This window comes from Baaleninema simplex PCC 7105, assembly GCF_000332355.1.
GTDB lineage: Bacteria > Cyanobacteriota > Cyanobacteriia > Cyanobacteriales > Geitlerinemataceae > Baaleninema > Baaleninema simplex.
Window position 1 is genome coordinate 117,531 of the sequence record NZ_KB235959.1, and the last position, 14,355, is coordinate 131,885.

The 14,355-nt window shown below is 54.2% G+C and carries 6 protein-coding genes; 2 read left to right on the plus strand and 4 right to left on the minus strand.

All coding sequences use genetic code 11. The annotated features are described in order from the left end of the window. Positions 1 to 11 precede the first annotated feature (11 nt). The 4 genes from GEI7105_RS31625 to GEI7105_RS0120475 all read right to left on the minus strand — a co-directional run bounded on the left by GEI7105_RS31625 (position 12) and on the right by GEI7105_RS0120475 (position 12,880). Positions 12 to 9,020 (minus strand): Calx-beta domain-containing protein, encoded by a 9,009-nt coding sequence (locus GEI7105_RS31625; RefSeq protein ID WP_158413239.1) that lies wholly within the window; start codon positions 9,018 to 9,020, stop codon positions 12 to 14. Positions 9,021 to 9,031: 11 nt separating this feature from the next. Then, positions 9,032 to 10,092 (minus strand): ISKra4 family transposase gene (locus tag GEI7105_RS0120460; RefSeq protein WP_144053965.1). Its coding sequence is split into 2 segments (ribosomal slippage): positions 9,032 to 9,936 and positions 9,936 to 10,092, totalling 1,062 coding nucleotides; the frame shifts between segments, so codons are not numbered across the junction. 449 nt (positions 10,093 to 10,541) lie between these two features. After that, the gene (locus GEI7105_RS0120470) at positions 10,542 to 11,657 is read right to left on the minus strand and encodes a DUF4347 domain-containing protein (RefSeq protein ID WP_017662285.1); all 1,116 of its coding nucleotides are present in this window, start codon (positions 11,655 to 11,657) and stop codon (positions 10,542 to 10,544) included. 431 nt (positions 11,658 to 12,088) lie between these two features. After that, positions 12,089 to 12,880, minus strand: a complete 792-nt coding sequence (locus GEI7105_RS0120475; protein WP_017662286.1) for a TIGR00297 family protein — start codon at positions 12,878 to 12,880, stop codon at positions 12,089 to 12,091. 115 nt (positions 12,881 to 12,995) lie between these two features. On the opposite strand from GEI7105_RS0120475, the gene GEI7105_RS0120480 reads away from it, so the two are divergent. Together GEI7105_RS0120480 and hisH are read left to right on the plus strand one after the other, a co-directional pair. Continuing rightward, positions 12,996 to 13,451, plus strand: coding sequence for a VOC family protein (locus GEI7105_RS0120480; RefSeq protein WP_342662849.1), 456 nt, complete (start codon positions 12,996 to 12,998; stop codon positions 13,449 to 13,451). A gap of 94 nt (positions 13,452 to 13,545) precedes the next feature. After that, entirely contained in the window at positions 13,546 to 14,190 is a 645-nt protein-coding gene (gene hisH, locus GEI7105_RS0120485) for an imidazole glycerol phosphate synthase subunit HisH (RefSeq protein WP_017662288.1), read from the plus strand. Positions 14,191 to 14,355: the final 165 nt, after the last annotated feature.

Sequence of the window (14,355 nt, forward strand, 5' to 3'; positions counted from 1 at the left end):
CCTCTTTTTGTCTACCCCCTTTTTCTCAAATCCACTCCCTCTCTCACTTTCAGGAGTTTTCTGCACCACCAAGGTGCGCCGCCTGCGACGTTCGTGGCGATCGCAGTCCGCGACTGAACCTCAGCCAACAACTCTTGCGGAAGGGCGATCGCATCGATACCATCTTTGAAGTCGGCCACGATGTCGTTACCGCTATTTTTCCCGAAGCGGAAGCGGTTGACCCCTTCACCGCCAACGAGTAGGTCGTCACCCATATCGCCAGAGAGGGTATCGTCACCGACTTGACCGTACAGTACATCGTTATCCTGTCCGCCGCCGAGGTAATCGTTGCCCTCGCCGCCTTCGACGATATCGTCCTGCTTGTTGCCGAAAACGTAATCGTCGCCGAGTCCGCCAACAACCTTATCGTTCTGCATTCCTGCCGCTAAGGTGTCGTTCCCCTCACCCCCGACGAGAAGGTCTTCCTGTTTGTTACCGAAGAGGATATCGTTACCCGCATCCCCTTGCAGGTTGTCGATCCCTCCCCCACCAACGAGAATATCGTCGTCCTCGCCGCCGAAGATCAGGTCGTCGCCGTCGCTACCGTCGATGAGGTCGTCGCCAGCATCGCCGTAAACCTCATCGTTGTCTTGTCCGGCGTCGATAAAGTCGTTTCCATCGCCGCCGTAAAGCGTATCGACACCGGTATCGCCTCGGAGTAAATCGTCACCCGCTTCACCGAGGATACTGTCGTTCCCTTCGCCGCCGGAGAAGTTGTCGTCTCCGTCGCCAGCTTCGATAACGTCGTTACCTTCGTTCCCAGACCCGAAGTCGTCGCCGTCGCCGCCTTGCAGAATGTCTTCGTTTTCTCCCCCTTGCAGGAGGTCGTTACCTTCTCCCCCTTGCAGGATATCGTTACCTTCGCGTCCGTAAAGTTGGTCGTCGCCGCCGTTGCCTTGCAGGAGGTCGTTTCCAGCGAAGCCGTCAATCCAATCGTTGAGGTCGCCTCCGGTGAGGGTATCGTCGCCGTCGGTGCCTTCGAGGATGTTTTCGATGAGACTGGAGCTGTTGAGAGCGTCGAGGTTGAATTCCATCAGGCGATCGAACAAGCTGATGTCGATTTCACCGGACGCCACCGACTGCAACAGTTGCGCTTGGACGCCTTGCAAGATAACTTGGCGATCGATAATGCCCAACCGAGACGCTTCTAAATCTCCCGATTCTGCCGCTTCTGCCACCAATTCGTCGATGTCGGTGTTGCCCTGTGCGACAATTTGCGCCATCGCACTGACTAAATTGCCGGACAAGCCAGAAGCAGTGGAACGCAACAGGGTTTCGATAATTTCGACGTTACCCATGTCTGCCAGGGATTGCCCGGAATAGAGAATGTCGAGGAATTTCGTCACCACCAAGTCTTCGGCGTTTTCAACCCCCAAACCGATCGCAATGTCGGCCACTTGCGTCAGCGTGGCGTTGATCTGCACTTGTTTGGCGTAAACTTGCAAGCCGATCGCATTTCCGGATTCCATCGCTTCAAACGGATCGAAGCTGCCGAGATCGACGTTGGGTAAGTCGAAGGCATCGAGAACGCGATCGGCTGCTCCTTCAGAGTCGGGAATCGGCGTGGCGTTACCGAGGAGAACTGCCCAAGGATCGACGGCGATGTTGTAATAGCTAGAGTCGATCGCATCCAGGGCAATATTGGACACAATGGCTTCTCGGACTTCTTCGATGGGGGTAGAGGAGGCTTCGACAATGGCCTGGTTGCGGGTTTGGATGTCCGTCACCACCTCGGTAATATCTGCACCGGAACCGATCGCACTGGCGGCGTTGGAAATTAACGCGGTAATCTGTGCGGTATCCGTGAGGTTGAGCGAACCGCCAGACTGAACGAGTTGACCGACTTGCGCCAGTAACGCATTTGCTGCTGCGTTGCGATCGCCTTCTCCTTGCAGTGCGTTCGACCCCAGAATCAACAGGTTTTGCAATTGACCCTGTGCCACCAGAACCGTGACGCCAGTGCGATCGCCCTCTTCAATGGCAACGAAGGGATTTCCTTCTTGTAAATCGAACCCAGAGGGCAGACTGAAAGACCGTTTGAGTTGCGCTTCAATGGCGTCGAGATCCGGTTGCGCCATTCGCAACGCCAACATTGTCAGTGGCGAGGCCACCGTCCATTCCGGAGCCGTGAAGAACGGGAACCGTTGTTTATCGAAGGTGTCGGTATCCGTGCCGTTTTCCACGACGATTTGACCTTCCCGCAAGTCAATTTCGCCGTCGCCGTTGACATCGAACAAATCGAGGGGAATCTCGAGGTTGTAATCTCCTTCTCCGAAGGTAATCGTCGACGGTTCGAGGTCGTCCTGTACGCCGTTAAAGTTGGCATCGAAGAAAACATCTGCCCCTTCAATGAGACCGTCGAACGCCGTCCCAACGCTGACACCATCTTTCCCAACTGAGAATTTAAACAGATCGGTTCGGGGGAGTTTCAGTTTATAGAGATCCTTAGACCAAGTATCGGTATTCCAAAAATCAGGAACGCTCGGATAGCTGATTTCAAATTTCAGGGTTGCCGATCCCGATGCAGAGACTTTACCACTGGCACTAATCAATCGATTGAGAGAATCAATTTGCGGCAAAACTTCGGAGTAGAAACGAACTTTTCCGTCACCGTTGGGATCGGCGAGATCGACTCTTAAATTTCCACCCAAGCCACCCTTCCCAGAAACCGAAAGAAGCGATCCGGCTTCTAAGCCAATATCGAGATTGAGATTCGTGTAGAGTTCGTTAACATCCTTTCCAGTTCCGTCTGGGTTAGCGCGATCGCTCACAAAAAATCCATCGAGAACCAAATCCGCTTGTTCGGGATCGAAATCGGTCGCAGCCCATTTGAACAAGCCCCAGGTATCGAAGCCGAAACCCATCCCCGCACGCAAGTCGAAATCTGCTTCGACGTTCGCTTCAAATTTCCCGACACTACTGAAGAGAGCTTCCACCCAGTCGGGGATGAAGTCCAAAAAGGAGGTAAAGATGGAGGTCTTGGTATCGAGGGAACCACTCGCTTCGATTTTGGGAGTTTCTAAAGTTGCCAGTGTGACATCTTCCTTGCCGAGAATCAGATAAAGTCCCTGAATTGGATCGGTTAAAACCGGGAATTTAATCGATTTCTTATTGCTGAATTGAGAAATATCGAAACTACCCGAAACCTCCGGCAAATTCACCGACCCCAAATTCAAACTCGGTGAGGGAATACGCGGCAGATTCAAATCGGGCAAACTGAGATCGAGTTCGGGAAGCTCGGGGGCTAAGATTTGGAACGAGCCGAAGTTAAAGAAGCCCGTGGGTAAGTTGGCAACCAAGTCGGGGAATCGCAAGAAGTCCTGAATTCCCAATTTGAAATCGCCCAAATTTACATTAATATCCGCAATCCCTTCGAGGAAGTTTTCAAAGTTGAAGGGAGTGACATCAATACCACCGATGCGACCGATATCGAAGGTATCGAACAGATCGCCGATGGGATCGGGGACGATATTTAGATCGAGCAAGTCAGCGAAGAATTCGAGGGGTTCGAGGAAAGGACCGATGCCTTCAAAAATGGGTAAGACGAAATCGCCAATGCTGCTCACGTCGATGCCGAAGTTGTTAAAGGCAACGTTGGGAATGGCTTGTAACGGTTGCAGGCTGTCGCTGTCGCGATCGTAGGTTAACGCTCCCCAGTCAGCATCGAGAGCGAATAGGAAACGGGGAATCGGTGCGTCGCGCAAGCCGGGAATCGCCGTATCGAGGTTGAGTCCCAGGTTGTGAGTGCCGGTGAAGTTACCGTTGGCCAGTTCTTTCTGGCTGGCATTTTCCAGTAACTCAGTCAGCGTCAGGCGGTTACCGTCGTCGGGTTTGTCGGTGGTGAGGATCGTGCCTTCGGTGGGTTCTTCGTAAGCACCGCTACCGTCGAGATCGAAGCGACCGAATATCGGTAACGCGGGGAAGGAACCGTTATCTTGCTGTTCGACGAGGGGTTCGATCGCATCCCAAGACCCGTTATTGTTGGCGTCGAGGAAGCGAATTTGGTTGATGTCGTCGAGGTCGGTCAGCGAGAGGTTGTAATCGATATCGATCGCCGTAGGATTGGTGGTGTCGTTTGTGGCTTTCCCGCCTAACAATCCCGCTCCACCTTCTGCCTTAAAACCGCTGGATGGGTTGACATCGAAAGTCGTGTTGAACTGGGTTTTGTCAGAATCAATGTAGAACCCGAAGTTTTCGTGCCAACCCAGTCCGAAGGTGAGATCGGCGGTGAAGCTGCCATCGAAGTCGCCGTCGAGGTCGAATTTGAGTTCGTCGAGTCCGAGGTTGGGGTTGATGGGAGTTTTGAAGGTATCGCGGTACGCCATGCCAATATCGAAGGTGATTTCTTCGAGATCGACGTTTTCTTGAATCGTCAGATCGACATCGATACCCGCTTCCTCGAAACTCTCCTGTAAAGCGTTGACGATGGTATTGCTGGCGGTGGTGGCATCGGTTGCGCCGAGCTCCGCCAAGTCTGCCAGCAGGCGTTCTTTGAATAAGAACAGGTCGGGAACCAACGTTTCGACAGGATCGGCTAGGAAGGGGAAGGTTTGCGATCGCAAGTTCTCGACAAACATCGTCTCGAAGCGATCGATAACCACCTCCAAACCGTCCGCCGTCTCGCTTCCAACGAGTTGGCGATCGGCCACTTCGATAACTAACGGTGGCGGTGCAGGAATCGTATCGGTTAAACCACCCGTCGGATCGTATTTGGGATCGGCACTGGTGACGGTAAAGCCGAGATCGACGAGTTCGGTGGCTTCAAACTCCGCGTCCTGTTTGGCGAAGATGGGAATGCTGAAGATGGTGTTCCACTCCGACGGTGTCACCACTAAATCGGGAATCGGTTCGAGTTCGGTTCCCGTGTCGAAGGCGATCGTGACATCGGAAATCGGCTGACTGTTGAAGATGACTTCAATGAAGTCGGGGTTATCCGAACCTTCGATGACGTAGTTGCGCGACCCGGTTTGTTGAATCGTCAAGCCGACGAAGTCGTCTTCGGTGATGTTGACGGGGACGTCGTCGAGAATCCACCCGTCGTATTTGGGATCGGCACTGGTGACGGTTTGTTGGAAGGTGGCACTGCGATCGTCGTCGTCGATGTCGTCGTTGATGAGTGTGACATCGACGGTTTGGGGGATATTCCACTCGCTCGGCTCGAATACCAGGGGATCGATCGCCTCTAAATTCGAGGTTCCGTCGATCGTAATGTCCACCGTCACAAGTTCGACGGGTTCGCTGGTGAGGACGATGGTATAACTGTCGTCGATCGATCCTTCCGTTATGTCCGTTGTACCGCCGCTTTGCGTCAGCGTCATTCCCGCTTCGTCATCTTCGGTGACGGCCACTTCGATGTCGTCGAGAACCCAACCGTCATAGTTACTGTCGGCACTGCTGACAGTATGAGTCAGGGTCGTGGTGCGATCGTCTCGATCGATAAAGTCGTCGTCCACCATCACGTTGACGGTTTGCGGCGAACTCCAATTCGAGGCGGTGAACACCAACGGCGCGATCGCCTCCAACCCGGAATCGCTGGCTTGGTTCACCGTCACCGTCACGTCGTCCGTCGGTTGGCTTTCCAACACCACGGTATAACTGTCCGTCACCGACCCTTCCGTGACGCGGGTACTGAATCCCGTTTCCGCCATCACCATTCCCGGTTCGTCGTCGTCGATGAGTTCGACGGTGACACTATCGATCGCCATTCCGTCGTAGTTGCCATCGGCACTGCTGACACTGTGCGCGACGACCTGAGTGCGATCGCCGTCGGAAACGTCGTTGTTCGCCATCGACAACTGCACCGTTTGCGGTACGTTCCAGTTGTTGGCATCGAAGGTGACGCTGGTAACGTTCGGCGTGACCTCCCCCGTGGTGTCGATGTCGATGATGACGGGGTCGCTCGGTTGGCTCGTCAGTTCCAGGGTGTAGCTGTCCCCGGAAACGTTTTCCCGCACCCGGCTGGCGTTGCCACTTTCGCGAACCCGCACCCCGGCGATGTCGTCGTCGAAGATGCTGACAGTTTGGCTGGCGTTCCCCGCATCGACACTGTATCCCGCACCGCCGATGAGTTGGACGGTAATCGTTTCGCCCCCCGTTTCCACGATGCTGTCTTGAACGGGATTGACAATGATGTCACCTCCAGTTGCGCCTTCGGGAATGAAGAGGGAACCGGATAAAACAGCGTAGTCGGTGCTAGAGGTTGCGGTTTGTGCCGTAATTTGGTAAGCGATCGTCACCCCGCCAGCGGGGGCGTCTTGGTCGAGTACCACCCCGAAGCGTCCGGACACCACGCTTTGTTCTGTGGCGGCGTCGGCGTTGACGAGTCCGGCGATGGGACTGTCGTTATCGTCGATGGTGACGATCGCCGGCGTGGTTTCGGCTGCGGTGGGATAGTTGGGGTCAGTGTGGTCGAGGAAGCGATGGGTAACGGTGCTGTTGTGCCGTCCTTCTACGTCGCTATCGTCGATCGCGCGGACGAAAACGGTTTTGTTGCTGGTATCCGACAGGTTCGCCACCACGCTCGTTGCAAAGGTGCTACCGTCGAGGCTGACTTCGGTTTGGTCGTCAGCGAGGATTTCGACGGGAATCGGTTCGCTGGGAAGTTGCGTCAGTGCCAGGGTGTAGCTGCTGGTTCCGCCTTCGCCGATGCGACTGGGGGTCGAAACCAACAATCCATAGCCGTCGTTGTCCAGGTTGGTGAAGTTCAGCGGAGACAGGCTCAAGCTGTCGTAGGCGGTATCGCTGCTACTGACCGTCGGTGTAATGCTGTAGGGGCGATCGCCGTCTTCGATGGTTCCGTCGTCTACGCCGCGCACGGTGACGGTTTTGGCAGTTTTCCACTCGCTGGGGTCGAAGGTGACGGACGCCACATCTAAATCCCCTTCGTTGGTATCGCTGGACGCGAACTCTACGGTAACGGGGTCGGTGGGTTGGCTTTCTAAGCGAATTTCAATCTCGGCGGTGGTTCCGGTTTCGTTGGTGGTGTTGCCGAGTGCCGCCAGACGAACCCCGGCGGTGTCGTTGTCTTCGATGGCAATAACGGCAGTTTGGGCGCTACTGTCAGCGGTATAGTTGCGGTACGGTTCGATAATTTGTCCCGGTGCAGCGGGAGACAAACTCAATTCTAGGGTGCGGTTGGGGGCGTCGATTGGGTTGTCGATCGCTTCGACGCGAATTCGCGCTTGGGTGGCACCGGGGGCGACGGTGACGCTACCGCTGACGCTCACGTAGTCGTCGTCGGCGACGGCATCGCCACCGCTGAGGGTGTAATCGACGGTCAACCCAGTATCGAGGGCAGGTTGGTCGAGTTCGATGAGGAAATAGCCTAACGTACCGTCTTCGCTGGCGTTGGCTTCGGGGGTGAGACGAACTTGATAGAGGTGGTCGTTATCGGTGATGGTAAAGGTAACGGTGTCGGCACTGCCGATGTCGTAGAGTTCGCTTCCGGGGCCGGTGAGTTTGACGGTGAGGGTATCGCCGGGGTCGTAGAGTCCATCGTCGGTGGGAACGACTTGAATGGTTTGTTGGGTGGTGTTTTCGGGGAAGGTGACGCTTCCGGCGAGGGCTGCGTAGTCGTCAGAGGTGGCGGTGGTACTGGCGGAGACGACTTCGTAACTGACGGTGACACCGCCTTCGAGGGCGATCGATCCCAGATTAATCTCGAATTCGCCAGGAGTTTCGCCTTCTTCGGTGGGGTCGCTGACTTTTTGCAGCGTGGCGACGGGAATGACGTCGTTGTCAGCGATGGTGAAGGTGACTTCGTTGTTACTACTGCCGACGGTGTAGAGTTCGCCGGTGAGGGGTTTCAAGCGAATCGTCAGTTCTTCATCCGGGTCGAAGGCGATATCGTCAACGGGGGAAATCGAAACGGTTTTCTGGGTCTGTCCTTCGGGAATCGTGACGGTTCCGCTGAGGGTGGCGTAGTCGTCGGTTGTGGCGGTAGTGCTGGCAGCGACGACTTCGTAACCGACGGTGACACCGCCAGCCAAGGCGACGGAAGACAGGTCGATTCGGAACTGTCCGGCGACGGAACCGGCTTCGGCGGGGTCGCTGAGTTTGGTAAAGGTGGCTTCGGGGATCTCCTCGTCGTCTTCGATGGTGAAGGTGAGGCTATCGTTCGTGCCGAGGACGTACAAACCATCGGGATGAGGTTCGAGTTGAACGTCAAAGGTTTCGCCGCCAGATTCGTATTCTAAATCGTCAGCAACGGTCACTTCGATGGTGACGCTATCGTCGCCGCCGGGAATAAAGACTTTTCCAGTGGTGGTGGTGTAATCGTCTCCTGCTGTAGCGGTTCCGTCGGTGAGGCTGTAGTAGATAAACGTGCCGTTGACGCCGCCTTGGATTTCGGTAGCGAGGGCTGGATTGTCGAGGTCGATCGTAAACTTGGCGTTCGCTGGCCCGTCTTCTTTGGGCGTTTGAACTGAAGCGATCGTTGCTGTGGGCGCAATTTCGTCGTCTGCGATCGTCACCGTCGCTTCGTTGGCGCTGCTTTCTACGCTGTAGTTGGTGGTCGTTGGGGTGAGGGTGACGATAACGGTTTCGTCGGGATCGAGTTCGGGATCGTCGAAAACTTCCACTAGAATCGTGGCGCTGGTGTCGCCTGGGGCAACGCTGACGCTACCGCTGAGGGCTTCGTAATCGTCGTTGTTGGTTGCAGTTCCACCGATGCTATAGGCAATGCTGAAGGCTTGAGGGGCAGGTTTGTCCAGTTGAATTTCAAATTCCCCGTCAGTTCCCGGTTCGGCGGGGTTGCTGTTGGCGACAATGCTAACGAGAGGTTCGTCGTCTTCGATGTCGACGGTGGTGCTAGAGGTGCCTCGGGTGTAGACGTTACCGCTGTTGAGAGTTGCAGAAATCGTTCGACCGGGATTGTAGAGGTTGTCGTCCGGGGCAGAAACGTCAGCGCTGTAGGTGGTGGTGCTGTGGGGGAATACATCGGTAGTCGTCACCCCGTCGATGGTGTAGCGGGTGCATCCCAATCTTGCAAGACTCAGTCTGAGAATTGATGGTTCAGGTAGGCACATCGGTGCTTTAGCACTTGTTGCACGTTGTCTTCGTGCCACTGAGCCCCTGAAATCTTAACCCGTCGCCCAATTTGCTTGACCGTTGACTCAATCTCACCCGAGCCAATTGAAATACCCTCAGCTTGGTAGTAGCTGTAGTTGACAATCCGGTGTCGATGCTTGGTCAGATAGGCGATAAACCGGTCGACCCGCTCATGGGGCCAATCATCGAACAGCTTGACGGCACCCTCGAGATCCCCCTGCCAGAGACAAGCTTCGACCGCATCGAGCCGCCGCTGCGACCCGCCCACCTTGCCCAGATTCTCTATCAGGTGGTACCAGTCTAGAATCTCAAGCCGCTGTATCTGCGGGTCGAGTTGGGCAAATAAATTCCAAATCCCGTCATGCCCGTCGCCCAAGCACACTAATGGAGAGGCCAACGGCTGCTGGTTGACCCACTCAACTAAGCCCTCGCGATCTCGAAAGAACGCAGCGACACTGCACTGATGCAGGTTCACTCCCTTGTAGTCACGCCACTGGCTCGGCTCACCCTTGGGGGTGCGCAGGCGCACTTTCCCCCCGTCAATACTCATCTCCTTGATGCCGCAATCGGCAATCTCTGGCTCGAAGTCTTGGCGATGGACGAGCCGCTGCTGAGTACTTTTGGAGACGCTCACACCCGTGAGCACACCCAGATCATCGGCTGAATGCTGGTAGGATTCGTTGGCACTCAGGAGCAGACAGCATTTCTCTAAATAGGGACTCCAACGGGTCTGAGCTTTGAGCCCTAAGCGCTGACCTTGCTGCTCGCTGATGCTTAGCCGTCCGACGATGCTGGCGACTGCCCGCTGTCGTCCCCGCGTTGTGCCGCTACTTGTGCGGATAAAAAAAGACCGATTTCTGGCCCGACATGCTCTAGCCAATGCCCACGCACTGCTTTCTCTATCCCTTCCAAGCTCTTGACGGCTTCTGGAGCCGTCTCTTCGTAGAGCAATTCGGCTAACTCCTGAGTGAGTTCTTTGAGGCGGGCTTGCTTAGATGCATCCATGGGTCTGACCGGTTTCGTTATGAACTGCCCAAAGCTTAGCTCTTATGCTGCTCTTTAAGGGTAAGCATTTTTGCTTATTGCATAACTGGGATGCACCCGGTGTAGCTGAATTCGAGGGGGTAAGGAAGCGCGGCGTTGAGGGTAAAGTCAATAGTTCCGTCTGCGCCTTCGGTTAACGTGCCGCCGTTGGCAATGCTGAGTTGGGGACGAGATACACTACCAGAGGAAATCGAACTCAGATCGGTTCCGCCCGTGGCGTAAAGCTTAACGCTATTGCGAAGGGCAATTAGCTCGCTGCCTGTATCGGCTAACTCACGAACGACAGGAATCCCATAGTTATAGGCTTTGTCGTAGTAATTATGGCTCTTCGGAGTTTAGGGTGACAGAAAAACTAACTTCACGAGATTTCAAGGGTTTTGGCTCTCGAATCTTCAATTTTTTGTATCATGCTATACATTTATAACCACAAACTCCGAAGACCCGTAATTATTGCTGAAGGTGGTGTCGAGTAAGCGAATATCTGAGCCGATCGCGTAAATGGCTGTTCCCAAGACATAGACATCGCTTAAATCGATCGAACCGAAGTAAATGACGCCTTCATTCCGTATCCGGTCTTTAATTTCACCGTCCAGTAAAGTCTCGTTTCCGATAAATTTTGAATCTGCTAGTTCTATCGATCCTCCCCCGTAGATGGCAGCTCCTAAAGCATTCATACTAACGCTGGGAGAATATTTCGCAACGACAACATTGTCCGCGAACGTAACCTTTGAACCCGCCAAATTAACGCTGTTGTTGCTCAGCCCCGCCGGATAAGCCGCCGGATCGTACTCATAGCCATTGCGGAAGGTAATGTCGTAGACGGCAAGATCGTGATTTCCCCCAGTACCCCGCATCAGGTAGGTCGATCCGCCTCCGTCGATCGCGTAGCCGTTGCCGTAAATCGTGGCATCGCGCGTCAGAATCAGCGGACTGCTAATGTCAATGTCGCGCGTCAGCGAAATAATATCGCCGGGATTCACTGAATCGAACGCGGCTTGCAACGCGACCTGATTCCCGACTTCGATAATATTCAGCACCCCCGGATACGCTGCCAGCACTGACTCCGTCCAAGGCATCGATCCTCGCACTGCCCCAACCACAGCATCGAGAACCCAGCGTCCGCCGCGTTCTGCCGCACCCACGCGCGTCTGCGAAGCCGCCACACTCGCCCCGGTTAACTGTGCCAACCGTTGCAACAATGCGGTATCGCCCCGCGCCACTTCGCAACCGTAGAGGGAGATTTCAGCGTTCTCAGCCAGCCCATCTCGCCATCGTCCCGCCTCCTGTAACGTCTCTGCGGTGACGACACGGTTGCCCAGGTACAGCGTCCCCGGCGCACCGTGACCCACTAGGTGCAACTCGTCCACTGGGGCGCAAGCCTGTAGAATTTCCCGAATTTGTTCGAGTCCGTCGCGGCTGGGGTCGAGAACGGAGCGGTTCACCTGAGAGGCGAGTCCATCCCACAGATGCTGGAGGTTCGGGGTGCGCGAATCGAAAACAACGACACTTTTGACTGAGCCGGTCATAATTGGGGGGAGGTAGAGGTGGGCGATCGCAGCTTATTTTGTTTGAATACTTTCTTGTTTCAACATATAGCTTTCACTAGAAATGTATTTAAAGTTTTAATAAATCTTTTGAGAAGAAAGCGTAAATTCAGTAATTTTACAGAAAAGCAATTTCAAAAATCTCAAAAAAATTCTAATATACGTAAAAATAATTACGTAAACTCTTTGAAATAGCTCGAACAAAATTCAGTAAGTATACGTTCGCACGATCGAAATTTCAATCGCAAAAAAACTCACCCTGTTGTCATGACATTCAACAAGATAGAATAGGCATTAACACCTAGCCTGTAAATACGATCGTTCGAGTCAATTCTTCACGGGTAAGAAACCCGAAAAACTCAATTTTAGAGTGCGATCGCTCTACACATTTTTTATTTATTACCAAAAAAACTTTACCAAAACTGCCAAGCTAACCCCAGCGAGATCGCCACCACCGCCCCGATAAAGGTATTGATGAAATTCACCACTTCGTTCGTCATCCAGTCGAACTCATCCTGCAACGTTGCCCCGATAAAACTCTCCGCATTTGTGGCAACAAACGCCGCCAAAACACACCAAACTAACCCCAAACTGTCAATTAAACCGATACCCCATCCCAAAGCCGCGATCGCCACCGACGCCACTACCCCGGCTAACGTGCCTTCTAAACTTACCGCCCCTTCCGTTCCGCGATCGACGGGTTGCAACGTAGTAATTAAAAACGTCCGTTTTCCGTAAGCCTTTCCCACCTCGCTGGCGGTGGTATCAGAGAGTTTCGTGGCGAAACTGGCAACGTAGCCTAATAACAGAAGGGAGAGGGGGAGAGGGGGAGAGGGGGAGAAGGGGGACACGCCGAGTTTCCAGCTAATAACGAGATAAGCCACAGCGCAGATGGCGGCGGTGAGTGCCGAACCCCAGACGTTTTCGGGGCCTCTCGCACCGCCTCGTTTTTCGGCGATTCCTGCGGCTTCCTTTTCCGCCATCCCGATTCGCGTCACCGCCGAACCGACGAGGAAATAAAACATCACCACGGCGTAACCCCGCCATCCGAGACATCCCCACAGGAGAATACCGAGAATCCAAGCGTGAGCGTAACCCGCCGGGGTGAGGAGTTTTTTGGGAATCACGAGTGCGATCGCCGATAACAGGGAGTTTAAAAGAACCGCGACAATCCAGGGGTTGAGGCTAGAAACTTGAGACCACATGATAGTAATGCAAAGGTGAGAGGACGAACGGACACAGAACTCTGTCTGACGTGAGAGTGATTCTGAGTTGGTTTCAAGTTTAATGGATGTGGCTTGACATCCCGCAGAGTAAGCCTTGCCATCTATTTCGGTATCCGTCATGCAACAAGACATTATTTTTCACCTGGCGTTTCCTGTCAGCGACATCGGACAAACGAAAGCCTTTTACGTCGAGGGTTTGGGATGCGTACCGGGACGAGAATCCGATAGCGCCTTGATTCTCAATCTCTACGGAAATCAGCTAGTGGCGCACGTTACCGAGGAACCGCAAACCGCTCAAAAAGGAATTTACCCCCGTCATTTCGGCCTCGTGTTCTCCGAGTTGCGGGATTGGGAAGCGTTGCGAGATCGCGCCGAACGTCACAATTTGACGTTTTACCAAAAACCGAAACACCGCTTTCCGGGGAAACTCACCGAACATCAAACCTTTTTCCTCGAAGATCCGTTTCACAATCTCCTCGAATTCAAGTACTACCACCATCCCTCGGCGGTGTTCGGCGAAACGGAAGAAACGGAAGTGGGAGAAAGATGAGGAGATTTCGATGAGGTGAGGGTACGATCGAGATGATGAGATAATGCGAAAATAGAAGACGATCGCCCGTTCCAATACATTTAACATCGCGCTTATGGTTCGCATTGCAGTCGTCGATTACGACATGGGAAACTTGCACTCTGCCTGTAAAGGATTGGAAAACGCAGGGGCAACACCGGAAATTACCGATTCGCCACAAGTCATTCACAACGCGGATGCGGTGGTGTTACCGGGAGTCGGATCGTTCGATCCGGCGGTACAACATTTGCGATCGCGCGATCTCGTCGAACCGATTAAAGCCGCGATCGCCAGCGGAAAACCCTTTCTCGGCATTTGCTTGGGATTGCAAATCCTCTTCGATCGCTCAGAAGAAGGAACCGAACCCGGTTTGGGCATCGTTCCCGGCGTCGTGCGTCGCTTCACCCACGAACCCGCGATCGCCATCCCGCACATGGGATGGAACGCCTTAGAACTGACTCAACCGGAACTCCCCCTCTGGCAAAACCTCCCCGATCCGGCGTGGATGTATTTCGTACACTCGTACTATGTCGATCCTGCCGATGCCACGATAAACGCCGCCACCGTCACCCACGGTTCCCAAACTGTCACCGCTGCGATCGCTCGCGACAACCTCATGGCGGTTCAATTCCACCCCGAAAAATCCTCCGACGGCGGCTTAAAACTCCTCTCGAACTTCGTCACCTTCGCCGAGAAGTCCGCGTTAGCAATGGCAGGTTGAGGAGATAAATCGGTAGGGTGCCGTGACGCGGCCGAAAAATGTGGGCCAAGTCAGGTCAATCTGAGAGGGTGACAACATAGCTAGACCCCCTGCCTCACAAGGGATAGAGCCTCTAGCCCTCGTTGAAAATGGAGAGATTTGTGAGGCTTCAACGCCATGAGCGCC

What these genes read in the sequence shown, in the direction of transcription:
- GEI7105_RS0120475 (WP_017662286.1), bottom strand. Translation starts at nt 12,880, where the DNA reads ATGTGGTCTCAAGTTTCTAGCCTCAACCCCTGGATTGTCGCGGTTCTT.
- GEI7105_RS0120470 (WP_017662285.1), bottom strand. Translation starts at nt 11,657, where the DNA reads ATGACCGGCTCAGTCAAAAGTGTCGTTGTTTTCGATTCGCGCACCCCG.
- hisH (WP_017662288.1), top strand. Translation starts at nt 13,546, where the DNA reads ATGGTTCGCATTGCAGTCGTCGATTACGACATGGGAAACTTGCACTCT.